Raw genomic sequence first — 24,122 nt, 5'->3', positions numbered from 1 at the left:
GACAGCCGTGGGCCGGTCGGCGCCGGCCGCCGGGGAGGATCCCACCGAGCGCGGCGGCCGCCGGTCGGTAGGCTTCCGAGCCATGTTCGAGTACCACGGGTGGATCAACGTCCTGGAGACGGCCGAGGCCGAGGACGACGACATCGGCCTCGTCGAGGCCCGCCTGCGGGAGATCGCCGAGGGCATCCGGCGCCGGATCGACGAGATCGCCACCCCGTACCTCCTGGACCTGCGGTGGATGAACGGTTCGCTCTTCCTCCACCTCGCCGGCCACCCGAACCACCGGGATCCGGAGATCGTCGACTTCTTCCGCGAGGTCGGCGAGCGCGCGCCCGGCTCGTACGGCCTGCTGCACGTCCGCGACGACGAGGACCACCCCCACGGGAACGACGTCCGCGTGCTCAGGATGGTCCGCGGCCGGGTCACCGAGCACACCGAGCCGCTGCTGTCACCGTGCATCCCGGTGCTGGAGGACCCGTTCGAGGGCTGAGCGCCCCCCTGCCGCGCCGCCCGCGCCGCCCGCCCTGGCCGGCCGGTCCTGCCGGTCGGTCGGAGCCCGCTCCTCGGTGACGCGCCCTCAGTAGTCGGGCAGGTCGAAGACGGTGGCGGCACGGAAGGCCGCCTCCATCTCCGGGCCGGGACGGTCGAGGCCGGGCCCGGCCGCGGCGCCGGGGGCTTCGGCGTCCTCCTCCGGACCGGCGGTCGCGGCGTCGATGCCGTAGACCCTGGTGGTCAGCTCCAGGATGGCCTGGTTGGCCGCGACGTGGTCACGCAGCCGCTTCTCGTAGGCGGGGAAGGCGCGCCGGTGGTCGCCGTCCGCCGCGTGCAGCTCCCCGGCCAGGACGTAGGCCGCGGTCAGGGCCACGCTGGTGCCCTGGCCCGTGAACGGGGAGCAGCAGTACCCGGCGTCGCCGAGCAGGACGACGCGGTCGTTGGACCAGTGCTCCATCCGGATCTGGGCGACGACGTCGTAGTGGAAGGCGTCCGTCTCCCACATCCCCCGGAGGAAGCGCGGCATCTCCCAGCCCATCCCGGCGCAGCGCTCGGCGACCAGCCGGCGCTGGGCGGTGCGGTCCCGGGGCAGCATGCGCTCCAGCGGCTCATCGGTGGCGAAGCCGACGAAGACCCGCAGTTCGGTGTTGTCGCGGACGGTCATCACCAGGCTGCTCCAGCCGGTATCGGCCTGCTGGACGATCTCCCAGCGGTCCAGGCCGAGGTGGTTGGGGACGCTCCAGCCGGCGATGTAGGTGCCGATGGAGTGCAGGTAGTCGGTCTCTGGGCCGAAGACGAGCCGGCGGGTGTTCGAGTGCAGGCCGTCGGCGCCCACGACGAGGTCGAACGACTGCTCGGTACCGCTACGGAACCGGACCTGCACGCCGTCCCCGTACTGGACGAGGGTGTCGATCGAGTCGTCGAACCGGTACTCCACGCCCGGCCCGGCCGCTCCCGCGATCAGCTCCGCGAGCTCGTCGCGCAGGATCTCCACGTCGGGACCGCCGACCTCGCCGCCACTGGCCGTCCACTCGGTGGTGCGGCTCAGTTCACGGCCGTCCGCGTCGACCACGGACATCCCCCGCAGGCCGGTCCTGCGGGCCCGGACCTCCGCCAGCAGGCCCATGCGCTCGACGACGTCCAGGGCGTTGCCGCGGATGTCCACCGCCTGACCGCCGCCGCGCAGCGCCCGGGCGCGCTCGACCACGGTGACGCGGAAGCCGTAGCGCTGCAGCCAGTAGGCGAGGGCGGTGCCGGCGATCCCGGCGCCGGAGACCAGGACCGAGGTCGGGCGGGCGCTGCCGCCGTCGGGCCCGGGGCTGATCGACTCGGCGTGGCCGGGCTCGCGGTGGCCGGGCTCGGTGTTGTTCGTCCGGTTGTTGCTCGACACGGTGGACCTCCCGTGGGTCGGTGGTGCTGGTGTGGACCAGCCTGCGGCGGGCCGCCCACGGCACACGAACAGACCGCTCACAGCACCGACATGCCACCGGCAGCGCACTGACAGGGCGCTGACAGGGCGTCGCAGGGCGTCGCAGGGCGTCGTCGGCCGCCGCCGTCGGCCACCCGCGCGTCGGCCACCCGCCCGGCGGTGCGGCGGGCCGCGGTGCGATCATCCTCGGATGCGCGCGATCGACGAACTGACCGAGGTGGACGATCCGGCCTGGCCCGAGCTGGCGGCGGTGCTCGCGGCGAGCCCCGTCCCCGCCCGTGTGCTGCCCGCCGACCGCGACGAGGGACGCCGCTGCCTGCTGCAGCTGCAGGTCACCGCGCGCTCCGTGCTCGGCGCGCTGGTGCTGCACACCGGCGGGTTGCTCCTGGACCACGGCTGGGTGCGCGTCTTCGGCGGCGGCGCCCCGGCGGCGGGCGGCGGCCCGGCTGACGGCGGTGCAGCGGAGGACGGCGGCGCGGCGGACGGCGGCCTGCCCAGCCTGGGGCGGGTCAACCGCTTCCCCACCGCGTTCGACCCCGCCTGGCACCCCGCCACCGCCCTGGTCGTCGGCCACGACGCCGTCGGCGGTGTCTTCGCGCTCAACGGCCACGACCCGGCCGCCGGCGGCCGCCCGGGGATACCGGGACAGATGACCTACTTCGCCCCCGACACCCTGGAGTGGGAGGCCCTGGACATGGGCCACTCCGCGTGGGTCTCCTGGCTCCTCTCAGGCGGCACGGAGGCGTTCTACGACGGGCTGCGCTGGCCCGGCTGGCGCGCGGAGGCCGAGGAACTCGCGCTCTCCCAGGGCATCACGGTGTTTCCGTTCCTGTGGTCCGAGGAGGCGCACGCGGACCTCTCCGGCACGGCTCGCCGGGCCGTGCCGATGCGCGAAGTCCTCGGGGTCGCAGCCGACTTCGCGCGGCAGCTGGGCGCCGCCGACCCCGGGTTCCTCGGCGTGGTGTAGGGCGGCCCGGGCCATCGGATGGCGTAGTACTTCTCGCGCCGCCCTTGGGGGTTGAGAAGACTGACGAGCGTGTCCTCCACCGTGAACGCCGGAACCTCCCGCCACGAGCGGGCCCTTGTCGGCGCGCTGCGGGCGAGGGCCGCGCGCGGCGCGCTCACCGCCGAAGCCGTGGTCCTCGCCCAGGGGCGCCTCCAGGAGCCGTGCCCCTGGCCGGCCGGCATGCCCCGGCGGGGCAACGGCGGCGCCTGCTTCCCCAACGCCTGGCGCGTCGCCCGCAGATCGCCCGCCCTGGCGTACGTCGAGGGCTACGTGATCGAGGACGACGGCACGGTGACCCACCACGCCTGGTGCGCCGACGAGCACGGCCGCGCCCTCGACCCGACCTGGCCCAACGAACGCGCCCGCGCCTACGCGGGAGTCGGCATGGTCCTGCCCTGGGTGTCCGCCGTCCGCCGGCGCACCTGCACCCAGACGCGCTTCCCCGGTGTGCTGGACCCTGCCGTCCAGCACACCAGGGACGCCGACCGGGTCCTGACCTACGGCGTCCCTGCGGGCGCGCTCCTCCTGCTCGGCCGCGACCTGCCGGAAGGCGCGCCGCCCCACCCGGGCGAGGCCCGACAGCCCGACCTGGTCGCCTGAACCGCCCACCGGTCGCCCGTCCGCCTCGGCCGGATCACCCCTGCCGCCCAGGAGGCGCTCCGGACCCTCCGTGACTGCGACCGCCGACCGAGCGCCGGGCCGGGCTACCGGGCGGTCCTTCGGGACGAGCAGCTGCGCGCCTCGGCCCCGGGCGTCGGTGCTGCCACGGCTACGGCTACGGCTACTGATCCCGGAGCGGCTGCCCCGGCGGACGGCCGCTGCCGGGGTCACCCACCGGTACGGGCAGGTAGGTGAACGGCCGGCCGTCCCGGTCGATGACGACCGTGCCGCTGCGGCCCGCGCTCGTCCAGTCCAGTTCGAGGTGCCACTCCACCTCGCAGGTCGAGCCGGGGGCGACGGCGAACAGCTCCGGGCCCGCGTTGGTGACCGTGAAGGGGAAGTCGGGAGCTCCGGGCCGAGCCGGGCCGAGTGTCGGGGGCTCGGCGTCCAAGTCGGCCGTGAAACCCCGTGTTTCGAGCGCTGCCAGCATCTCCACGCGGAGAACGGGCGGTCGCGCCGGTCGCCGCGAGTCGACCACGGGCCGCATCCGGCGCAGCACGACCGCCTGCGCCGTGAGCCCCTCGACCAGCACCTTCACCCCGACGGCGACGTTCTGCACCCGCCCGTCGCCGCCCTCGTAGGCGACACAGGTGCTGCTGGTGCCGAACAGCTCGACCGAGACCGCCGGTCCCGCGCCAGGGGACGGGGCACCGTCGGGCGTCAGGTGGATGTCGCCGATGATCACGTCCGCCTGGATCACCGGGCCCTGCACATCTCCGCTGATCCGGTTGACGGTTCGCAGGACGTGCGGCTGCTCCGGGCCGTGCTCGGACATGGACTGGTCCTCCCCCAGGCGGAACGAACTCTGCGGCGGCAGCCTCGCACGGGGAACGGTCGGACGGGAAGCCGCCCGCCGGGGGCCGGCACCGGGGCCGTCGCCGGGGCCTTCGGCGAAGCGCTCGGCGGGGGCCGCGGGTTCGCGGCCCCCGCCGGCCGGCCTCAGCCGCTGAGCGTTGCGAGGCCCAGGAGGTGTTCGGCCACCGCCGCCGGGCTCGGCATCGCCGCGAGCTCGGCGCTGACCTCGCGGGCGGCCCGGGCCGGGCCGGGTTCGGTGAGCAGGCGCTCCAGCAGGGCCGGGCCGATCTCCTCGGCGCCCGCGCTGAGGCCGGCGCCGCGGTCGCGAACCGCGTGGGCGTTGATGAAGCGGTCGGAGCCGTCGGGCAGCGCGAGTTGCGGGATGCCCGCGTCCAGGGCGGCGAGTGCGGTGCCGCTGCCGCCGTGGTGGATCGCGGCGGCGCAGGTGTCCAGCAGGGCCCGCCAGGGCACCCAGCCGTACGCGTGGACGTTGTCCGGCAGGGTGCCGAGCGTGCCGAGGTCGAGTTCGCCGGTGGCGAGGACGAAGTCGGCGTCGACCTCGGCGGCGGCCGCGATCACCCGCTCGATCCTGGTCAGGCCGTCGGTCTTGGGCGGCACGGTGCCCAGGGTGACCGCCACCCGCGGGCGGTGGGCGGGGGCGGCCAGGGGCTCGGGCAGGGCGCCTTCGCCGTTGTAGGCGACGGGCCGCAGGGTGCGGCCGTACCGTTCGGTGCCGGCCATGCTCGGCGGGGCGACGTCGAGGGTGTCGGCCGGCTCGGGGAGCCGGTCGATCCCGTGCCGGGCGAAGGTGTCCGCCATCTCGGTGAGCATCAGTTCGCGCAGCCCGGGGGTGCGGACGAATCCGAGGTCGTGCTGGACGGCGGGCACGCCGAGGGTGGTCGCCGCGAGGAGGGCCACCGGGAACAGGTACTCGTACACCACCAGGTCCGGCCGCCACTGCGCGGCCAGTTCGACGGTGGCGTCGGCCACCGTGCTGTTGACGTGCGCGGCCAGCGGGACGAAGGCCTCGCGGTCGGCCGCGTTGGTCTCGACGACCCGCCGCATCAGGTCGGGCCGCCGGGTGCGGCCGGCCTCGCGGATCTCCAGGCGCCAGTCCACGCCGGGGGCGAGCGGCAGGTACGGCAGTCCGGACGCGGCGACGGCCTCGCCGCCGTCCATCGAGGCCACCGCGACCTCGTGGCCGAGCCCGCGCACCGCCCGGGCGAGCGGAACCAGCGGGAAGAGATGGCCGACGCCGGGTGCGCCGGCGAACAGTACACGCATCGAAGTACCTCGGTGGTCGGGTGGGGCGGGGGTCAGCCGGCGGCGCGGTGCAGGGCGGCTTCCAGGCCGTTCAGCACCGCGTTGCAGTCGCGCTGCAGGGTGTCGGCGTCGACGGCGCTCAGCAGGTAGACCCCGAGCCAGTTGCGCGACCCGGCGTTCGGGTCGAAGGCGGGCACCGGCTGTCCGGCCGGCATGGCGAATCCGGGGACGGCCTCGATGGTGCTGCCCGGGGACAGCAGGCTCTGCCAGTCCACGGCCTGCGGGTCCCAGACCGGGCGGGTGCGCCAGGGCAGGCCGAACGCGTCGGCCGGGACGACGGCCACCGAGGCGGCCGCCCGGAGCCCGTCGGTGAGCATGGCCCCGGGGTAGTCGACGCGCTCGCCCAGCAGCTGCCGGACCAGCATGCCGATCGGGTCGAGCCCGAACACCTCGTGGACCTGCCGGGTCGTCAGCAGGCCGCCGAACCGGGCCGCGGTCTCGATGACCACGAGCTCGCCGTCCTTCATCAGCTTGAGCTCGGTGTGGGTGCCGCAGTTCTCCAGCCCGAGCGCGTCGACGGCCTGCCGCGAGACCTCCTCGATCCGGCGCTGCAGGGGCACCGCCATGACGGAGGGCGAGGTGCTGGCCACTTCGACGAAGGACGGGACGGTCGGCAGCTTGGCGGTGATGGCCAGCGGACGGTAGACGCCGTCGGCGACGATGCCCTCCACGCTCACGTAGTCGCCGTAGCCGGACTCCTCGTACCAGCCGTCGGTGGAGCCCTGGGCGATCTCCTCGACCAGCCGGTCCCGGTCGGTGTCGGGGGCGTAGAGCTCGTTCATGCCGACCTTGCTGCCGGCCTGCAGGCCGCGCTCGATCTCGTCCCACGCGGGCGCGGCGTCCTCGGCCCGCTCCAGCACGATCTGGGCGACCGAGCCGGCGCCCCAGGCCGGCTTGAGCAGCAGCGGGGGCGTGAACTCGGCGAGGGCGGCGTCCAGGTCGGCGAGGCTGTCGACCCGGCGGAAGCCGGGGATCGGCACCCCGGCGGCGGCCCACGCCTCCCGCATCAGCCGCTTGTCCCGGGCGCGGACGATCCCCTCGCCCGCGCCGGCCAGGCCGAGCCGGCTCGCGGCGTGCGCGACGGCGAGCACCGCGAACTCGGAGAGCGTGAGCACCGCGTCGGCCCCGATGGCCTTCGCGTACTCCACGATCAGCTCGACCAGGTCGTCGCCGCGCGGCGCCTCGGGGACCGTTTCGATGCTGGTGCAGCTGGGGCGCCACACCTCCTCGGCGGCGGTGGGCAGCGGCGCCAGCGCGAGGACGTGCAGTTCGCCGCAGGCGGCGATGCGCGGGAAGGCGTAGTCGAGCGGGGCTCCGCCCTTGACGTAGACGTACAGGATCCGGTTCAACGTGCTCTCTCCTGAGGGAAGTTCACTGGCCCGGGGGTGTTCGCCCCGGGCGGGCGGGCCCGGCCTGGGCGCTCGGCCCGCGGGGTGCCGCGCCGTGCGGCGGGCGGCGGCGTGGGCCCGCGCCGACGGGCACGGCCGCGTCGTTCGCGGCCGTGCCGTCGCGGGCGGCCGGCGTCAGCCGGCGGTGCGGAAGGGGCGCAGCTGCAGCAGGCTCACCCGGTCGCCCTCCATGGCCCACTCGATGTCGACCGGGGCGGCGTAGCTCTCGTCGGGCGAGAAGTGCGACTGCAGCAGCCGGCTGATCAGGGCCAGTCGGCCCACCAGCTGCTTGGTCGTGGCGTCCAGGTCGGCGGTGGCGGTGCCGAGCGAGACCGTGCGGCTGCCGCCCTCCATGGTGTTGCACAGGTACTGGAGGGGGGCGCCCTCGCCGGTGACCACCTCGGTGACCGAGCGCGGCGAGATGTTGAGGTAGACGCTGCGGAAGTCCTGCGGGCTCAGCGGGTTGCAGGTGACCAGGACGCCGCCGACGGTGGCGCCGACCTGCTCCTGGACGACCACGCCCATGCGGCAGTGGTCCAGCGGGATGCCCGCCTGGTGCCGCAGCTGCACGGCGCGCGGCGACAGCAGCGAGGCCCACACCTCCCGGACCGCCTCGACGACCGCGTCCGTGCCGCTGACGTGCGCCACCGACTCGTAGAGTCCCGCGGCGGAGAAGCCCGACAGGTCCTCGGCGTTGGAGGAGCTGCGGACGACCAGCTCGGCCGCGCCGTACAGGTGCCGGTCGAGCGCCCGGTCGATCTCGGCGCGGACCGGCTCGGGCAGCGGGGCGGTGCGGATCAGCCGCTGCGCTTCGAGGCAGGCTCCGGCGGTCTCCGCGGTCTCCGCGGTGTCCGCGGTGTCCGCGGTCCCGTCCCGGAGCACGGTGTCGAGCCGGTCGAGGGCGTCCCGGAGCTCCGCCGAGGAGTCCAGGAACCGCTGCTGGAGGGAGAACGGCAGCACGATCCCGCGCGGCACGTGGGCGTACTCCTTCACCAGGCGCTGCGCGGCGTCGGCCAGCTCGGTGTCGTCCGCGTCCTGCGGGAGGCCGAGTTGACGGGCGAGGTAGCGCAGCAGGTTGTCCCGGGGCGGCCGCGGCACGCGGTAGAAGCCGAGCCAGCGCGGCGAGCCGTGCTGCAGCAGGTGGGCGAGCTCGCCGAGGTTGGCGGCCTTGGTGCCGAACCGGACGTGGTCGCCCGCGCGCAGTTCGGTCAGCGGGGTGACGGGGGTGGGCGTGAGGTCGGGCAGGTCCACGGTGACGCGTTCGGCCCGCGGCGCCGGCTCCGGCCGGTCGCCTTCGTGGCGCGGCGGCGCGGCTTCCAGCCGGAAGTCGCCGGCGTCGGCGTCGACCCGGTAGCGGACCCACCGGCCGGCCAGCCCGGCCTCCTCGATCCGCTCGGCGGCTCCGATGCGGACCGCGTTGGGTATCCGCCACCCGGTGGCCATCACGTTGATGTGGGAGAGCGGGGTGGTGTGCTCGGTGTGGATGAGGCCGGACACCCGGGGGACGTCCTCGGGCACCCGGGGCATCACCACGATGTCGTGCCACTGGAGCGGCTCGGGGTCGGCCCGGTACTCCTCCTCCGAGCGGAACACCCGCAGCCGCCCGTGGGCCTCCCCGGGGTTCAGGGGGACGAACGCGGCGGTGGAGTACAGCTCGTGGGCCAGGACGCGCGGTATCTCGTCCTCCGGGATCGCGGCGACGTACGCCTCCTGCCGGTGGTTGGCCGGCTTGAGGACGAGCGGCAGCGCGGGGTCGATGTGGGCGCGCACCCGGTGGTAGAAGGAGCGCAGCATGTCCTGGGACATGGTGTCGACGTCGACGGTCTCCAGCGAGAGGAAGGGGCCTTCCGCTCGCCCGCCCTCGTCGGTGCCGCTGCGGTCGTGCAGGGCGAGGGTGCCGAGATAGAAACGGCGGTCGGGATTCCGGTAGACGTCGTCGTTGAACGCGTCGAGCCCGCGGGCGAGTTCGTCGATCGACATGCCGAGTACGTCGCACGCGATGTAGCGGACGTGGAGTGTTCCGTCCGCACTGTCGATGAAGTGGAGCACCGACTCGGCGCGGTCGAGCACGATTTTCACATAGGGGTAGCCGCCGACGTTGCCGGCGAGCTGGGAGAACTCCTGGATGGTGAGCGTTTCGCCGGTGAGGCGGGGCCGCGTGGTCGCTTCGTTGCGATCCGAACGGGTCATGCGCACAGTTCAGCCATTCGTCATCGTGTACACGATCGGTGTGCACCAGGTCAGAAGTTGGTACGGCTACACACACACTGCCATCGATTCCGAACATCTGACGAATATTCAGGCGACATCAGGCCACTGCGGATTGTTTCGGCCATGAACACGGGCTGCGGGAAAGCGTGCGACACGCCGTTCCGTGACGGGGATCACAGGAGGTCGGTGCCCGATCGACCCGGCCGCTTGAAATACGCCTGAAATGTTGATTCCTGCACGACCCGGGCGAGATGCCGTCCGCCCACCCACAGCCGGAAGCGGAACTTCCTGATCGATTCGATGTCATGTTCACAAAAACCGGCGTCGGCGCAGAGGGATCGACACCGGGACCCCGCTCCGGGAGGATGCCGACACATCCGCCCCGGCCGCCCCATCTGCCCTATCCGCCCTATCCACCTCATTCGCCCCATCCATCCCGTCCGCTCCCCGGCCGATTTCCGGCCCCGCCGGCCACAGGGGGATCGCCGGTCAGTCGACGCATTCATTTCCGAGTACGGAAACACATGACCACGAGTGACGAACTGCCGGTGAATTGACCGACGGTGACGATTCCGGCGGGCACATGAATCGTATACATCCCGGACATTCGGACCTACACTGGAATCAGTTCGTGCCGCCCTTCCGGGAATTACGGCCCCCGCCGGTGGATGGAGGTGCGCCGCCGTGGCGACGATACAGATGTCAGGGCCCTACTACTACGACGTGACGCAGTGGCTGGGAGCAGGGGGCCTCCCCTCCCGGCAGACCGTGAACTTCTGGGTCGGCTCGTTCGACCAGGTCAACGGCTGCGTGGTGGTCACCGGCACGCCGGACACCCTGCCGCCCTCCGGAACCGCCCAGGCGCGGACCGCCCTGTGGGTGCAGGACATGTCCGTCGAGAACGTCCCCACGGTCCACGGGGACCTCACGACCCACGAGTTCTACATCTGGGCGACGTACTTCAACAGCAGTGCGAATTCCATCCGGTATTTCACCGCCTGGATCGCGTTCATCATCCCCTGAGGGGGCGACGATGCTCTTGACAGTGATCCACGACCGGAGCGGGAACATCCTCGGCACGGTGGCCCACCCTCCGGGGACACCGGCCTCCGGACCGGCGCTGAAGCCCGGTCAGTACGTCGCGGACATCGACGCGCCGGAGATCTCGGCGGACCTCGAACCGCCTGCGGTCTTCGAACGCCTGGCCCGGGTGGCCGAGGAACACCGCGTCGAGCTGCGGAACGGGGAGGCGTACCTGGTCCGGCGGTGAGGCCGGACGCAGCAGGAAGGGTGGAGCAGGAAGTCGGACGGACCGGCTTCCTGCTCCACCCTTCCTGCTCGACGCTTCCTGCCCGAGCGCTCCTGTCCGAGTGCTCCTGCCCGAGCGCTCCTGCCCGAGTGCTCCTGCCCGCCGATCGGCGTGACCGCATTACCGCTTGACAGAGTGCGTAATACTGTAACGCGCGCGGTCGGGCGCGGTCCGGGACGGCGTCGGAGCGGGCGGTGTGCGTCTCCCTCCCCGCGCGGCTTCCTCCCCCAGCAGCTCGGAGCACGACATGCACGCCTTCCTCGACCATCCGGGGCCGCTGGCCTTCGCGCACCGGGGCGGCGACCTCGGGCACCCCGAGAACTCGCTCAGGGCCTTCGAGGCCGCCGTCGCGCTCGGGTACCGCTACCTGGAGACGGACGTGCACACCACCCGGGACGGCGTGCTGGTGGCGTTCCACGACTCCCACCTCGACCGGGTCACCGACCGCACGGGCGCCGTGGCGGAGCTGCCCTGGGAGAACGTCAGGCAGGCCCGGATCGGGGGCACCGAGCCCGTGCCGCTGCTGGAGGACCTGCTCGGCGCGTTCCCCGAAGCCCGCTTCAACATCGACGTCAAGGCGGCCTCGGCCGTCGCCCCGCTGGTCGAGACGGTCCGCCGGACCGGCGCCTGGGACCGGGTCTGCGTCGGCGGCTTCTCCGACAGCCGGCTGGCCGCCGTCCGCGCCGCCGCGGGCCCCCGGCTGGCCACCTCGCTCGGCCCGCGCGAGGTGGCCCGGCTGCGGCTGCGCTCGCTGGCCGGGCCGCTGCTGCCGGGGCGCGGGGCACCGTTCGCCGGAATGTGCGCCCAGGTGCCGGAGCGCCACATGGGCGTGCGGGTGGTCGACCGGGCCTTCGTCCGGGCCGCCCACCGCCTCGGCCTGCAGGTCCACGTCTGGACTGTGGACGATCCCACACGGATCAGGGCTCTCCTCGACCTCGGTGTGGATGGCATCATGGCCGATCGCATCGACGTCCTGCGGGACGTCCTGGGCGAGCGCGGCTGCTGGACGGACGGCAGTACCGGCTCCAGCACGGTGATGGGAACCCCATGAGCACCACGAACTCCGCGACGCACCTTCCGGACGACCCCCCGACCGGGCCGGCGCCCGACCCGGCACCCGCCGACGCCGACGGCCGGGCCCTGGAGCGGATACGGTTCGGCTGGTACGTCAACGACTGGGCCAACGCCGCCTTCTCCGCCAGCGTCCTGACGGTGTTCCTCGGGCCGTACCTGACCTCGGTGGCCAAGGAGGCCGCCGACGCGGCCGGCGACGTCCACCCGCTCGGCCTGTCGATCCGCGCGGGCTCGTTCTTCCCGTACACCGTCTCCTTCTCCGTGCTGATCTCGGTCGCGGTGATGCTGCTGACCGGCACCGTCGCGGACCGCACCGGGCGGCACAAGGAACTGATGTGCGGCTTCGCGTACGTCGGCGCGCTCGCCACGATGGGGATGTTCTTCCTCGACGGCGACCGCTACCTGCTCGGCGGCGCCCTGCTGGTCGTCGCCAACATCTCGTACGCGGTCTCGGTCGCGCTGTCCTACGCCTACCTCCCGGGCCTGGCCTCCGCCGACGAGCGCGACGCGATCTCCTCCAAGGGCTGGGCGTACGGCTACGCGGGCGGCGGACTGCTGCTGATCGCCAGCCTCGCGCTCTTCCAGGGCCACGAGGCGCTCGGCGTGACCTCCGGCACCGCCGTACGGATCTGCCTGGCCTCGGCCGGCCTGTGGTGGGCGCTGTTCACGATCGTCCCGCTGCTGCGGCTGCCCTCCCGCGCCGGCGCGGTGTCCGGCCGGGCCGACGCGGTGTCCAGCCGCGCCGCGGCCGACCGGCCCGCCGACCAGCCCGCCGCCGGCAGCCTGCGGGAACTCGGCCGCACCCTGAAGGGCATGCGCAAGCACCCGCTCACGCTGCTCTACCTCGGCGCCTTCCTCTGCTACAACGACGGCATCCAGACCGTCGTCTCCCAGGCCTCGCTCTTCGGCAGCGAGGAACTCGGCATGGAGCAGGGCGCGCTGGTCACCGCCGTGCTCATCGTCCAGATCGTGGCGATCGGCGGTGCCCTGATGCTCGGCCGGATCGCCCAGCGGTACGGCGCCAAGCGGACCATCCTCGGCTCCCTGGTCGGCTGGGTGGTCACCCTCGCCCTCGGCTACTTCATGCCCGCCCACCAGCCCGTCTGGTTCTACGGCCTGGCCGCCATGATCGGCCTGGTCCTGGGCGGCAGCCAGGCGCTCTCCCGCTCCCTGTTCTCCCACCTCATCCCGCCCGGGCGGGAGGCCGAGTACTTCAGCCTCTACAAGGTGAGCGACCGCGGCACCAGCTGGATGGGCCCGCTGGTCTTCGGCCTCGCGTACCAGCTCACCGGCAGCTACCGGTCGGCGATCATCTCGCTGCTGGTGTTCTTCGTGATCGGCTTCGCCGTGCTGGCGAAGGTCCCGGTCCGGCGCGCCATCGAGGCCGTCGGGAACCCGGTGCCCGAGCGGATCTGACGGACGGGGCCCTGCCGCCTCCCGCCGGTCGGGGGGCTGCGGGGCCCGGCCCCACCCGGGGCGACAGGGGCACCGACGCAGTGGGCAGTACGGACGGCACAGGCAGCACGCCGGCCGGACCGTGCGCCGTCCCCGGCGACTCACCCGGGAACGCCGCCACCTGACGGCCGAGCACGCTCCGAGAGGAGCTGACACCAGGCTCGGACGCATCGGTACGTGATCATGCAGCGGGCGGGCTTGAGGAACGCCTCGTCGAGGTCGTCGCGGACGTTCCAGCGGATCCTCAGGCGTCGGAAGCATCGCGGCCCCGTGCCCGTCCCGCAGCCGACGCCCGCCGGTCATGCCCGGGAGTGGCTGCCGCTGGATGCCCGTGTGCGGCACCAACAGGCCCCCCTGCGGACAGCCCCGATCGTGGCGTCCGGCCGGCCCCGCGGGATCCTCACCCGGAGGCCGCCGTGCGGGCCTGTCCGACCCGGCCCCTACCGTGGGAGCGTGATCGATCGCGCCCCGGTCCCCGCCGACCTCCGCCCGCTGTTCCCCGACGGAGCCGCCGTGCAGGCCGCCCTGTCCACGCCCCTGCCGCCGGGCCGCCTGATCGTTGCGGCCGGGGGCGACGGCCACGGCGGTGACGCCCCGGTCATGTGGCTGAGCGACGGGCCGGCGCCCGCCGGGCTGTGGGAGGAGCTGCAGCGGGAGCACCCGCGGTCGGGGCTGTGGCCGCTGCTGCTGACCCGTCGGGCCGGCGACCAGGAGTTCCGGCCCTGGGCCACGGGCGAACTCCACCCGGTCCGGGCGGACCTGCTCAACTCCCACGACCCCGCCGCCCTCCTGCAGGGCTGGTGGACCGTCGAGGCCGAGTTCCCCGTGGACGACCCGGAGGAGGCCGAGGATCGCCGGCGGATCCTGGAGCCGTTCGGGGTCGACTGGCCGGGCCCGGCCCCCGCCCCGCGCCCGGCGGAGGACGACCCCGAGGACGGCGACCCGGATGCGGCGGCCGCCGCCGTGGCGCGCTGGCTGCTGCGGCACGACCCCGGGCTGCGGATCGGACTCGTCCGCGCCGGCAGCGGCGCCGAGGCGCTGGCCGTCTGCGGCTGGACGGCGGCCGGCAACCACGATCCCGGCGAGCTCGCCGCCGTCCTGCGGAGCTGGGAGCGGAGGTTCGGCGCCCGGGTCGTCGAAGTCGGCCCCGACGGGCTGCGGTTGAGCGCCACGGCGCAGCCGGACGACCTGGACGAGGCGCTGCCGATCGCGGCCGAGCACCTCGCGTTCTGCCCCGACAACGTCTTCCAGGGCACCGAGAGCCTGGTCGACTACGCGCAGGAGCTCCTCCTGGAGAACTGCTGGTCCTTCTGGTGGGACTGACGGCGCCTGACGGTGATCGGCGGCGCAGGGGCCGTGCGGGCCACGCGGGCCGATCGCGGAACGTCGTGGTGATCCGTTGCGTCCCGCACCGGGGTGGGTAGGGCACGGGCTGGACACCGACACCGACCCGGCGGAAGGCTGCACACCGTGATCGACTACGACCTCCTGGCCCGTACCGCGCTCGCCCTGGGCTTCGAGCGGCTGTCCGTCGGCGTGGTCGTCCTCGACGTGTCCGGGCGGGTGCTGATGCTGCGCCGCCGCGAGGACGACGCGCTGCCCGGGCTCTGGGACTACCCGGCCGGCGGGCTGGAACCCGGGGAGGGCGTGCAGGCGGGCGCGCTCCGCGAGCTGTCCGAGGAGGCCGGCATCACGGTGGCCGCCGACGGCCTGGAGTACCTGCGGTCACTGGACTTCGTCGACGCCGCGGGCCGCCGGTTCCGCCACTTCGTGTTCACCGCCACCGTGCCCGACGGCACCCCCGTGGCGCTCACCGAGCACGACCGCTTCGTGTGGGCGGAGCTCGACGACCCGCCGCCGACCAGCGACGGCTACCGCGAGGTGCTCGACTTCGTCCGGCGGCACCGGGCGGTGCCGGGCTGGCGGCCGATCAGCCGGTACGTCGGGGGGATCGCCCTGTCCAACCTGTACGGGGCGTTCTACTTCACCGACTCGGCCGGGCGGGCGCTGTGCCTGCGCAACGCCCTCGACCCGGAGCGCTGGCAGTTCCCCGGCGGCGACACCGACCCCGGTGAGTCCCCGTGGGACACCGCGCTGCGCGAGGCCCGGGAGGAACTCGGCCTGGACCTCGCGGTCGAGAACCCCGGGATCGTCGCCCGCCAACAGCTGCTCGCCGTGGTGCACTTCTCCCCCGGCGCCTACTGGCCGCTGCACCAGGTCGGCCACGTCTTCTGGGGCGGACGCCTCGACGACGAGCAACTGGGCCGGATCCGGCTCTCCTCCGAGCACACCGAGTGGGCCACCCGCAGCCTGCACGACTGGCACTCCGTCATGCGGCCCGCCGACTACCGCCGGCTGATGCTGGTCGACCGCGCCCGGCGCTCCGACCTCACGCTCTTCGGCGAGCGGCCGGCGACGGGCGCCGTCGACGAGCACGGCATCGCACGGGACTTCGAGGGCGTGATGACGTTCGTGACCAGTCCGGACGGCGGGCGCCTGCTGCTGAACCTGCGCGACGACGTGCCCGGCATCGCCCACCCCGGGCTCTGGACCCCGATCGGCGGCTGGCGCGAGGGCCGGGAGAGCGCGTACGAGGCCGGGGCGCGCGAGGTGCTGGAGGAGGCCGGCATCCGGGTCGAGGGGCTGCGCGCCGTGCCCGGCCCGCGGCACCCCGAGATCCACGAGTCCACCGTCGTGCTCCACGGGACGTACGCAGGACCGGAGTCCGACCTCGTCCTCGGCGAGGGCCGGGCCGTCCGCATGGTCCCCCTCGACGGGATCCGCGACCTCCGGACCCCGCCGTACCTGGCGCACTACCTGGCCCGGATCGGGGGCAACTGACCCGCGGGCGGGGCGTCGGCAGCCGATGTAGCGCATCGCGACGCCGGTGAAGTAGTGCCCGGCTGTCCGGCAGTCCGGCTGTCCGACCCTGCCGATCGGCAGGTGCCGCGGGGCTGCGGACTGCGGAAATGTGCCGATCGGCAACTGCCGGGCGACGGTGTCGATGCGGAACGCTGGGGGACAGCGGAAGCCGCCGAGGGAGCGGCCGGGAAGGAGATCCCCGTCATGACTGACCGTGTCCGGTGCACGGACCCTATCGGGACGCACTGCCTGATGCTTCGCCGGACTCCGCTGCCCGCTGGGCACGGTGGGTGGCGACGCGGACGCGGGTGGCGCAGCGGGGGGTGCAGTAGCGCTGGGGGGTGCGACGGCCGGTGTCGATGAAGAAGCGGCCGCAGCCGGGGGCGGCGCACCGGCCCCAGGCGCAGGTGCCGCGTTCGCTGAGCCAGAGGCCGAGGGCGAGGGCCGCGGTGGAGAGCAGCCAGTGGGTGAGGCCTGCGTCGGCGGGGGCCCGGGTGTGCAGGGACCAGGGGCGGCCCGGGAGGCGGACGAGGCGGGGGCTGGCGGGGTGGCGGTCGAGCAGGGTGTTGATCGCCTCGGCGGCCCGGTCGGGGTCGTCGGTGTCGAGGATGGCGATCACGTGGACGGTGGCGTCGCGCAGTTCGCGGGCGTCGGCATCGGTGAGCCGGAACGGCGGGCCGCCGTGGCGTTCCAGGAGCGCCTGGAGATCGGCGGCGCTCGCGGCGGGGTCCTCGCGGACGGTGTTGGCGAGTTCGGCGAGGAAGTGGAGTCCGCGGGGGTTGCCGTCGCCGGGGTCCTGGACCGCGGGCTTGCTCTGCGCCATGGGGTCGCCTTCTTCGTCTCGGGTGGTCACCTGCCCACCATGGTAACGTCAAATCGAATCAATGAGCGTTACGAAGGGGTGGGTGCCATGCGATTCCCGGAGACGACGTCCGTCCTGATCGTCGGCGGGGGGCCGGTCGGGCTCACGCTGTCGGTCCTGCTGTCCGGGTACGGCGTGCCGCACCTGCTGGTCGAGGCACACCCGGGCACCTCGCACCACCCCAAGGCGCGAGGGGTGTCCGCACGTTCGATGGAGATCTTCCGGCGGTGCGGCCTGGAGCAGGAGATCCGGCGGGCCGGGCTGCCGGCCTCGCAGGTGTCCTTCTACCGCGGCCGCGACCTGGTCGACCCGGACTTCGTCCGCACCGGGGTCTCCGGGCAGGAGGGCGGCGTCGAACGCACCCCCTCCCCGGGGCTGATCTGCTCCCAGGACGCCCTGGAGCCCGTCCTGTTGCGGCGGGCCCGCGAACTCGCCCCGGACGGCGTCCGGTTCGCCACCCGCCTGGTCGCCTTCGCCGAACACGGCGGCGGCGTCCGCGCGGACGGCCTCCACGCGGACGGCTTCCACGGTGGCGGCCCGCACGCGGACGAGCCGCACCCGGACGGCCCGCCCGGGGGCGGCGTTCACGCCACCGTGGAGGACGGCGCCACCGGCGAGCGGCACACCGTGCGCGCCGACTGGCTGGTCGGCTGCGACGGCGCGGCGAGCACCGTCCGCGAGGGGGCCGGGATCGCCATGGAGGGGCCGACCGGTCTCGGCCACTACCTCAGCGTCCGCTTCGAGGCTCCCCTCGGTGAGGTCGTCGCCGACCGCGCCAGCGCCTCCTACTTCCTCACCCCGCCGGGCCGCGGCGGCTTCCTCGCCGTCGACAACGACCGGCACTGGATCTACCAGTACCCGTACGACCCGGCACACGAGGACGTCGCCCGGCTGGTCGCGGACCGGCCGCGCCTGGCCGAGCTGGTCCGGGACGCCGCCGGGTTGCCGGACCTGCCGGTCGCCGTCCGCTCCACCATGACCTGGCGGATGGACGCCCGCCTCGCCTCCGCCTACCGCCGCTCCCGGGTGCTGCTCGCGGGCGACGCCGCCCACACGGTGCCCCCGACCGGCGGGCACGGCATGAACACCGGCCTCGGCGACGCGGACAACCTGGCGTGGAAGCTCGCCGCGGTCGTCGGCGGGACGGCGGGCGAGGCACTGCTGGACAGCTACGAGGCCGAACGCCGACCGGTGGCCCGGCAGGTCATCGACATCTCGCTCGCCAACTCCCGGGCGCGGAGCGGCTACCGGATCGACGACGAGCTGCTGCTGACCGCGGCCTACCGGTCGACCGCCGTCCTGGACACCGTGCCAGAGCCGACCGACCCGACCGACCCGGCCAAGCCGACCGCCACGGCTGACCCGACTTCCCCGACCGAACCGACCGCCACGGTCCGGCCCGCGCTGGACCCCGAGCACACGCACCCCGTCGGCGCGCCCGGCACCCGGCTCCCCCACCTGCGCCTGGCCGGCCCGACCGGGCCCGCCTCCACCCTGGACCTCGTCGGCCCCGGCTTCACCCTGCTGGCGCCCGCCGCCACGGAGTCGGCGTGGCGGTCGCAGGCGGACACCGCCGCCGCGGCCGGCCTGCCCGTCGCCGTCCGTCCATTGCCGCCCGCCCTGCTCGGGGCGGACACGCCGGCCGAAGCTGTCCTCGTCCGCCCGGACGGTCACATCGCCTGGCGGGCACCGCACCGGCCCGCCGACGAGACGTACCTGCTCACGGTCCTGCGGCAGGTCCTGTCGGCAGGACGGAGCCGGTCGTCTGTGCGGAGCCCGTCGGCAGGTGCGCCCCACCCCTGAGATCGCCTGCGGGACGGAACGGTGGACGCCCCGCCGGCTCGGCCCGCCGCCGGCTCAGCCCGCCAAGCCCGCTTCAGCCCGCCGCCGGTTCCTCCCTCCGACGGTTCCACCGCCGGTCCTCCGCCTCCCGCTGGGCCGCCAGGGAGGGGTAACCGTCGACGGCCTCGGCCGGGCGGCCCAGCCGGATCAGAAGGTGCGCCAGGTCGTGCGGGGCGCCGTACTCGGCGGAGCCGCGCAGCAGCTCGACGGCCTGCTCCGCCCGGCCGTCACGCTCCAGCAGGAACGCGATCGTGGTGTCCTCCCGCTCCCCGGCGTCCTCCGCCGGGAGGGCGTCGATCTCCGCGATGGCCTCGCGGGCCCGCCCGCACTCCCCCATCAGCCACCACCGGTTGGAGCGGACCCACGCCGGGTCCTCCCGGGCGAGCTCCTCGCTGCACCCGTCGAGCAGTTCCAGCGCCCACTCCGGCCGCCCGTGGTCGAACAGCAGGCGGATCGCCGGTTCGAGCAGGTTCCCGCAGCCGTAGAGGTTCCCGAAGGTGGGCCGCGCCGCCTCCACCGCCTCGTCCAGGCGGCCCTGCCGGGCCAGCAGTCGCATCAGACCGGACCGGTGACGGGAGTGGGGGTCGGTGTCGGACCCCGAGCCGTCGCCGGGGTCCGTGCCGTCGGCGGCCGCGGCGCCCGCGTGCAGCACCGCCTCGGCTTCGGACGCCCGCCCCAGCTCCTCCAGGAGCGTGACGAAGGGGGCCAGGAAGACGCCCGGATCCCGGCCGGCCAGGGCGCGCAGTTCCTCCACCCGCCCGTGCCGGGCCAGGAGCCCGGCGTAGAACTCCAGGGCGTTGTGCGAGCAACAGCGCCTCGCGGCCACGTCCGCCGCGAACAGCTCGATCGCCTCACCGGCGCGGCCGGAGCGCTCCAGGACCCGGGCCTTCAGGACCCGCTCGGCGTGCGGGGCGAGCAGTTCCAGGACCCGCTCGTCGCGGCCCCGGCCCTCCGTCACGTCCACCAGCTCCCACAGCAGCTGCCCCTCCCGGGTGTACGGCTCCAGCACGTCGATCGCCTCGTCCACCCGCCCGGCTGCGGCCAGCACCGCGGCGTACTCGCCGTACGGCTCCAGGGCCTTGAGATCCGCGCCCCACCCCCGGAGCTCGTCGGCCGGCCGACCGGGCTCCCGCCGCGCCGCGTCCGGGTGCACCAGCGCCAGCGCCTCCTCGATCCGCCCCGACCGGACCAGGGCGTCCGCGCCCAGCACCACCGCACGCCGCCACCCGGTCTCCGCGAACGGCCGCACCACCTCCCAGGCCTGCTCGGCCTGCCCCGCCGCGCACAGCTCCCGCACCGCCGCCTGCGCGCAGAACCACTCCCCCCGCTCCCGCGCCGCCCGCACCAGCAGCTCCGACTGCCCGCGCGCCAGCAGCGCCTCCACCATCAGCGGCGTGATCCCAGCGCGGTAGGCGGCCTGCCAGTCAAGGTCCTCGATGTCCACGTCGACAGCCTACGGAGCACGGATGACAGGGGCCCGGGGCCGTCAGCCCGGGATCGTCCGGCCCGGGGCTGTCAGGGCAGGGACCGTCAGGACAGGGGTCGTCAGGGCAGGGCGACCTCGCCCGCCCGGACGGCGCGCAGGGCGCGATCGACGGTCTGCTGCTTCTCGCCGACCGGAGCCACATAGTCGACCACGCCGCGCGCGGCATCCTCCCCGAGCATGCGGGTGATCACCCAGGTGGCGAGGTACTGGGAGGCCAGGCAACCGCCCGCCGTGGCGATGTTCCCCTCCGCGTGGAACGGCGCGTCCAGCACGGTGACGCCGCGGGCTTCCACGAAGGGCCGGCTCGTGAGGTCCGTGCAGGCGGGCATGCCGTCGAGCAGCCCGAGCCGGGCCAGCACCAGCGCGCCGGAGCACTGCGCCCCGATCAGCTGCCGCGCGGGATCGAGCACCAGCCGGGAGACCAGCCGGTCGTCGGCGACCACGTCCCGCGTCCTCACCCCGCTGCCGACCAGCACGACGTCGGCGTCGGTCACGAACTCCATCGGGCGCTGCCCGGTCACCTCGACGCCGTTCATCGAGGTGACCACCGGAGTCGGCGTCGTGATGAAGGCCTCCAGGCCGTCCGCACGGCACCGGTTGATCAGGGCGGAGGCGATGAAGCTGTCGAGCTCGTTGAACCCGTCGAAGGTGACCACGGCTACCTGCATCAGAACTCCTCACGGACGGGACACCGACGCCCCAGTCTCCCCGGCGGCATCGTCCCCGTCGAGGACCGACCGGCTCGAATAGCGCTCGCACCCGTCGAACTCGCTCCCCTATGCTCCCCGCATGTCCGGACCGACCTTGGTGATCGATCTCGCCGAACCCCTCTCTCCCGCTGTACTGGGGGAGTTCCGCGAGCTGATGGTGGGGCTGTCCTGCCGCTTCGAGGAGAAGCGCCCCGGGTACTACGACGTCAACGTGCCCGCGGAGCGACTGGGCGTCGAGGACACCCGGGACGCGGAGCGGCGGCACCCGTATCCGCTGCCGCTGCCGCTGCTCGGCGGGCTGCAGCCTGCGGACGAACGGCTCGCCGCCCTGGTGGGCTTCGACCCGCAGCGCGAGGACTGGCGCCGGCCGTTCCACCTCTACCTGATGGGGGCGGGCGCCGGGGACGACGACATCTTCGCGGACGAGCACGCGGACGAGGACACCGACGCGATCGCGGCCGTGCTCGGCCGCCCGCCGGTACAGGCCGTCAACATCAGCGCCGGCTGCAACGGCCGGATCGACCACGTCGCCACGGCCCTGCTGACCGCCGCCGTCCTCGACGTCATCGGCGGCGTGGGCAAGGCCGAACTGGCGGACGGCCAGCAGGCGGTGACCGCCGGGCTGCCCGGCCTGCTCGGCATCACCGACGACGGCTGGGACACGGCCCTGGTCACGGCGGGGTTCCTGCGGGCCTGGGTAGAGCGGCCGGGGTTCCGGCTGGTCAAGTAGCGGTGGTGCCCTCGGGAGCAATGGCCGTACGGTTCACGGGAATCGACCGGCATCGAGGAAGGCTTGTGATGACGCAGAGCGCACCGGACTTCGCCGAGCTGCTGAGGGGCGCCGAACGCTCCGCCGTGCACCTGGAGATGCGCGACAGCTACGCGGTCGGTGACGAGGTCGAGCCCTTCGAGCGGTTCCGGAGGACCGGCGAGGTCGACAACGACCCGACCGCGTCGTTCTGGCCCACCTGGATCCCCCTCGTGGAGGACGCGATCTCCCGGGGTGTCGTCATGCGCCGGGCCCGCATCGTCTCGGAGCCGGTCACCGACTACATCCGCTACGAGCACGCCGTCACCCCGGTCAACCTCGCCGCCGGCGAGCAGGTCCGCTGGCTCCCCCGGAGCCGGGCCTCGACCATCGCCCTCCCGGGCAACGACTTCTGGCTGATCGACGGACGCCTGGTGCTCTTCCACTGGTTCACCGGCGACGGAGACTGGGCGGGCCACGCCTTCACCGAGGACGAGGCCGCGGTCACCCTCTGCGCCACGGCCTTCGAGGCCGTCTGGGCGGCCGGCACCCCGCACGAGGAGTTCGCCGTCTGACCCCGTGGGCCCCAGCCCGTAAGGCCGTCACGCCACCGGCTGGAGGGGGCGGAGTCCGCGCGCCGCGCCCCATCCGTGGGCAGTGCCATTCGGCGTCTCGCGGGACTCCAGGAACTCGAACCAGACGACCTTGCCCGCTCCCGCCGGGTGCCAGCCCCACGCGTCGGCCAACGCCTCGACGAGGATCAGCCCACGCCCGCCGGTGGCTTCCGGGTCCGCCCCGGAGCGTTCGAAGGCCGGTTCGGGATCAGACACCTCTACCCGCAGCCGCCCGCCCACGCGACGGACGGTCACCGTACAGCGCGCCTTCGCATGCTCCATGGCGTTGGCGATCACCTCGCTCGCACAGAGTTCGAGCTCCCGCAGCGATTGCGGGAGAAGGGGCACACCCCAGGCCCGGACGATGTCCGACACCAACCTCCGCGCCGGCGGAACCGCTTCGCCACCCGGCTGGACGTCCCACTCCAGCGGCACCGGAAACCGAGCGGTCCTGAGCGGGCTGACGATCACGTTCCACCCCACTGCTCCTCCTTACAAGGCACGGGGGCAAGCAGCCGCGGCCGGCACCTGTTCCGACCTCCACTCAACTCCCGTTCATGACCCGCGGGAAGTGAAAGACCGGGCTGACACAGGCACCTCCGGAGGGAAATTTTGACCTTCCCATTGCATGAGGCCGTGCGCGCTCCGCAATCGCCCGGATACGCTGAGAACATGGGGGATAATCCCGAACTCCGCGCCGTCATGGCCGATCTGGGGCTCACACGGGCCGCCCTGGCGCGCCTGGTCAACCGCGAACTCGTTGCCCTCGGCTGCCCGGGAACCCTCACGGTGAGGACCGTGGGCACCTGGCTCGCCGGACAGTCGCGATGGCCCCAGGGCAGGATCCGTGCCGCACTCGAACGCGCGCTGAACCGCACGCCCGAGCAGCTCGGCTTCATCCCGCCTCGCGCCGCCCGGCCCCAAGCACCCCCGGAGGAACCCGTGCTCCGCCGCAACTTCCTCGCCGCGTCGGCCGCCGCCGCTCTCCCGCCGAACCGCGCCTTCCGAGGCCACGCTGTCGGCCACAGCGACGTTGATCGACTCAAGGAGAGCCTCAGGACCCTCACCACGCTCGACGATCACCGAGGCGGGCACGGATCACTTGAGACAGCCGCGCTGACCGGCGCCCGTCAGGCGCTCGGCAAGGTGGACACGACCATCAGCGAGAGCGTCCGGCGGCGCCTCTACAGTCTCGCCGCCGACTACACCGCCACTGCCGGGTTCTCGTGTATCGACGACCGCCGATTGGACGACGCCGAGCACGCCCAGGGAGAGAACCAGTGACGATAGCCCTCCGCCGCTACGAAGCCGGCAACCTTCCCGCTGACCACACGCAACTGCTCATCGACGTCCACGCGGACGCCTACCGCGAGCAATCCGACGACCCCTTCGTCCAGCGCTTCCCCTGGTTCGCCGAGCACTGGACCGCCCGGCCCGGCTACAGCTGCGTCATGGCCTACGACGGCGACGTGCCGGTCGGATACTCCTACGGCGCTCCGCTGGAGGACGGTCGCGAGTGGTGGCGTCAGCACATGCCGGCGCCTTCCGACGCATCCACATTCGCCGTGTCCGAGGTCATGGTGCGCCCCGAATGGCGCAAGCTCGGCATCGCCGAGCAGACACACGATGCCCTGCTGGCCGGGCGGGGCGAGACTCTTGCCGTCCTCTACGTCGACGTCACCCATCCGCGGGTCCAGGCGATGTACGAGCGCTGGGCGTACCGGAAGGTCGGCGAGCACCGCCCCTTCGAGGACGCCCCGCTCTACGCCGTCATGGTCCGCGCCCTTCGGTAGCCCGCTGGCCTGAGCCAATTCGCGGACTGCGAAACCTTTTTGGTCCACCCGCTCGACGGAGTG

The 24,122-nt window shown here is 73.6% G+C and carries 23 protein-coding genes; 14 read left to right on the top strand and 9 right to left on the bottom strand.

Going from position 1 to position 24,122, the window contains the following annotated elements; genetic code table 11:
* Positions 1-82 precede the first annotated feature (82 nt).
* Positions 83-490, top strand: a complete 408-nt coding sequence (locus ACIRST_RS03045; RefSeq protein WP_402799526.1) for an Imm7 family immunity protein — start codon at positions 83-85, stop codon at positions 488-490.
* Between the two features lie 87 nt (positions 491-577).
* Here ACIRST_RS03045 and ACIRST_RS03040 read toward each other — a convergent pair whose 3' ends face one another.
* Positions 578-1,882 carry an FAD-dependent monooxygenase gene (locus tag ACIRST_RS03040; protein ID WP_350522007.1) on the bottom strand — a complete coding sequence of 435 codons (1,305 nt, stop codon included), beginning with the start codon at positions 1,880-1,882 and terminating at the stop codon, positions 578-580.
* A gap of 229 nt (positions 1,883-2,111) precedes the next feature.
* On the opposite strand from ACIRST_RS03040, the gene ACIRST_RS03035 reads away from it, so the two are divergent.
* On the top strand, positions 2,112-2,888 hold the full coding sequence (locus ACIRST_RS03035) for a DUF2625 family protein (protein ID WP_402799524.1): 777 nt from the start codon (positions 2,112-2,114) through the stop codon (positions 2,886-2,888).
* Positions 2,889-2,957: 69 nt separating this feature from the next.
* The gene (locus tag ACIRST_RS03030) at positions 2,958-3,527 is read left to right on the top strand and encodes a hypothetical protein (RefSeq protein ID WP_402799522.1); all 570 of its coding nucleotides are present in this window, start codon (positions 2,958-2,960) and stop codon (positions 3,525-3,527) included.
* Between the two features lie 181 nt (positions 3,528-3,708).
* On the opposite strand, the gene ACIRST_RS03025 is transcribed toward ACIRST_RS03030, so the two are convergent.
* The 4 genes from ACIRST_RS03025 to ACIRST_RS03010 form a co-directional block, all read right to left on the bottom strand.
* Complete coding sequence (locus ACIRST_RS03025) at positions 3,709-4,362, bottom strand: hypothetical protein (protein ID WP_402799521.1); 654 nt, start codon at positions 4,360-4,362, stop codon at positions 3,709-3,711.
* Positions 4,363-4,526: 164 nt separating this feature from the next.
* Complete coding sequence (locus ACIRST_RS03020; RefSeq protein WP_402799518.1) at positions 4,527-5,666, bottom strand: nucleotide disphospho-sugar-binding domain-containing protein; 1,140 nt, start codon at positions 5,664-5,666, stop codon at positions 4,527-4,529.
* A 32-nt stretch (positions 5,667-5,698) separates the two neighbouring features.
* Positions 5,699-7,054: an acetyl-CoA carboxylase biotin carboxylase subunit family protein gene (locus ACIRST_RS03015; RefSeq protein WP_402799515.1), complete on the bottom strand. Its 1,356-nt coding sequence runs from the start codon at positions 7,052-7,054 to the stop codon at positions 5,699-5,701.
* Positions 7,055-7,228: 174 nt separating this feature from the next.
* On the bottom strand, positions 7,229-9,283 hold the full coding sequence (locus ACIRST_RS03010) for a PEP/pyruvate-binding domain-containing protein (protein WP_402799512.1): 2,055 nt from the start codon (positions 9,281-9,283) through the stop codon (positions 7,229-7,231).
* A 705-nt stretch (positions 9,284-9,988) separates the two neighbouring features.
* On the opposite strand from ACIRST_RS03010, the gene ACIRST_RS03005 reads away from it, so the two are divergent.
* The 6 genes from ACIRST_RS03005 to ACIRST_RS02980 all read left to right on the top strand — a co-directional run bounded on the left by ACIRST_RS03005 (position 9,989) and on the right by ACIRST_RS02980 (position 15,983).
* A complete protein-coding gene (locus tag ACIRST_RS03005; RefSeq protein ID WP_402799509.1) occupies positions 9,989-10,327 on the top strand; it encodes a hypothetical protein in 339 nt (112 codons plus the stop codon).
* Positions 10,328-10,337: 10 nt separating this feature from the next.
* Positions 10,338-10,574 carry a hypothetical protein gene (locus tag ACIRST_RS03000; RefSeq protein ID WP_402799506.1) on the top strand — a complete coding sequence of 79 codons (237 nt, stop codon included), beginning with the start codon at positions 10,338-10,340 and terminating at the stop codon, positions 10,572-10,574.
* A 286-nt stretch (positions 10,575-10,860) separates the two neighbouring features.
* Complete coding sequence (locus ACIRST_RS02995; protein ID WP_402799504.1) at positions 10,861-11,664, top strand: glycerophosphodiester phosphodiesterase; 804 nt, start codon at positions 10,861-10,863, stop codon at positions 11,662-11,664.
* The gene (locus ACIRST_RS02990) at positions 11,661-13,103 is read left to right on the top strand and encodes an MFS transporter (RefSeq protein ID WP_402799501.1); all 1,443 of its coding nucleotides are present in this window, start codon (positions 11,661-11,663) and stop codon (positions 13,101-13,103) included. Before ACIRST_RS02995 ends, ACIRST_RS02990 begins: the two co-directional genes overlap by 4 nt.
* Positions 13,104-13,595: 492 nt before the next feature.
* Positions 13,596-14,465 carry a DUF4253 domain-containing protein gene (locus tag ACIRST_RS02985; RefSeq protein WP_402799498.1) on the top strand — a complete coding sequence of 290 codons (870 nt, stop codon included), beginning with the start codon at positions 13,596-13,598 and terminating at the stop codon, positions 14,463-14,465.
* A 147-nt stretch (positions 14,466-14,612) separates the two neighbouring features.
* The gene (locus ACIRST_RS02980) at positions 14,613-15,983 is read left to right on the top strand and encodes an NUDIX hydrolase (RefSeq protein WP_350522017.1); all 1,371 of its coding nucleotides are present in this window, start codon (positions 14,613-14,615) and stop codon (positions 15,981-15,983) included.
* 253 nt (positions 15,984-16,236) lie between these two features.
* Here ACIRST_RS02980 and ACIRST_RS02975 read toward each other — a convergent pair whose 3' ends face one another.
* Positions 16,237-16,827 (bottom strand): CGNR zinc finger domain-containing protein, encoded by a 591-nt coding sequence (locus ACIRST_RS02975; protein ID WP_402799495.1) that lies wholly within the window; start codon positions 16,825-16,827, stop codon positions 16,237-16,239.
* 87 nt (positions 16,828-16,914) lie between these two features.
* On the opposite strand from ACIRST_RS02975, the gene ACIRST_RS02970 reads away from it, so the two are divergent.
* A complete protein-coding gene (locus ACIRST_RS02970; RefSeq protein WP_402799494.1) occupies positions 16,915-18,669 on the top strand; it encodes an FAD-dependent monooxygenase in 1,755 nt (584 codons plus the stop codon).
* Positions 18,670-18,742: 73 nt separating this feature from the next.
* Here ACIRST_RS02970 and ACIRST_RS02965 read toward each other — a convergent pair whose 3' ends face one another.
* Both ACIRST_RS02965 and ACIRST_RS02960 read right to left on the bottom strand, forming a co-directional pair.
* Positions 18,743-20,152: a hypothetical protein gene (locus tag ACIRST_RS02965; protein WP_402799493.1), complete on the bottom strand. Its 1,410-nt coding sequence runs from the start codon at positions 20,150-20,152 to the stop codon at positions 18,743-18,745.
* Between the two features lie 101 nt (positions 20,153-20,253).
* Positions 20,254-20,862 carry a DJ-1/PfpI family protein gene (locus tag ACIRST_RS02960; protein WP_402799491.1) on the bottom strand — a complete coding sequence of 203 codons (609 nt, stop codon included), beginning with the start codon at positions 20,860-20,862 and terminating at the stop codon, positions 20,254-20,256.
* Positions 20,863-20,983: 121 nt separating this feature from the next.
* Between ACIRST_RS02960 and ACIRST_RS02955 the strand changes: the two genes are divergently transcribed.
* Positions 20,984-21,634, top strand: coding sequence for a DUF6368 family protein (locus tag ACIRST_RS02955; protein ID WP_402799489.1), 651 nt, complete (start codon positions 20,984-20,986; stop codon positions 21,632-21,634).
* Between the two features lie 68 nt (positions 21,635-21,702).
* The gene (locus ACIRST_RS02950; RefSeq protein WP_402799487.1) at positions 21,703-22,227 is read left to right on the top strand and encodes a DUF6879 family protein; all 525 of its coding nucleotides are present in this window, start codon (positions 21,703-21,705) and stop codon (positions 22,225-22,227) included.
* Between the two features lie 27 nt (positions 22,228-22,254).
* Here the strand turns inward: ACIRST_RS02950 and ACIRST_RS02945 are convergent, their stop codons facing one another.
* On the bottom strand, positions 22,255-22,749 hold the full coding sequence (locus tag ACIRST_RS02945; RefSeq protein WP_402799485.1) for an ATP-binding protein: 495 nt from the start codon (positions 22,747-22,749) through the stop codon (positions 22,255-22,257).
* 153 nt (positions 22,750-22,902) lie between these two features.
* On the opposite strand from ACIRST_RS02945, the gene ACIRST_RS02940 reads away from it, so the two are divergent.
* Both ACIRST_RS02940 and ACIRST_RS02935 read left to right on the top strand, forming a co-directional pair.
* The gene (locus tag ACIRST_RS02940) at positions 22,903-23,550 is read left to right on the top strand and encodes a hypothetical protein (RefSeq protein ID WP_402799484.1); all 648 of its coding nucleotides are present in this window, start codon (positions 22,903-22,905) and stop codon (positions 23,548-23,550) included.
* Positions 23,547-24,059 carry a GNAT family N-acetyltransferase gene (locus tag ACIRST_RS02935; RefSeq protein ID WP_350522025.1) on the top strand — a complete coding sequence of 171 codons (513 nt, stop codon included), beginning with the start codon at positions 23,547-23,549 and terminating at the stop codon, positions 24,057-24,059. The genes ACIRST_RS02940 and ACIRST_RS02935 overlap by 4 nt, the downstream gene beginning before the upstream one ends.
* Positions 24,060-24,122 lie beyond the last annotated feature (63 nt).

This window comes from Kitasatospora sp. NPDC101447 (assembly GCF_044767225.1).
In the GTDB taxonomy this organism is placed as follows: domain Bacteria; phylum Actinomycetota; class Actinomycetes; order Streptomycetales; family Streptomycetaceae; genus Kitasatospora.
This window is presented reverse-complemented; position numbering and strand designations above follow the sequence as displayed.